The following is a 235-nucleotide window of genomic DNA, read 5'->3' on the forward strand; positions in this document are numbered from 1 at the left end:
GATGTCGTGGGCCGAATTGTTGGAGCCGACCACCACCACCTGCTTGCCACGATAGCCGTCCGGCCCTGGATGGCGCGACGAGTGATGCTGCTCGCCCTGGAAGTTTTCCGCACCGGGAAAGCGCGGCACATTGGGCTTGCCGGACATGCCGGTGGCCAGCACCAACTGCGTCGGTTGCAGCACCACCTGCTTGCCTTCGCGCTCCACCACCACTGTCCAACGCTGGCTGGCCTCA

At 65.1% G+C, this 235-nt stretch carries 1 protein-coding gene; it reads right to left on the bottom strand.

From position 1 onward, the window contains the following. The coding region (locus I53_RS04050) for an NAD(P)-binding domain-containing protein (protein ID WP_148291061.1) at positions 1-235 on the bottom strand (235 nt) is incomplete at both ends.

Origin of the sequence: Methylobacterium sp. B1, from assembly GCF_000333255.1 — a bacterium.
Classification (GTDB): Bacteria; Pseudomonadota; Alphaproteobacteria; order Rhizobiales; family Beijerinckiaceae; genus Methylobacterium; species Methylobacterium fujisawaense.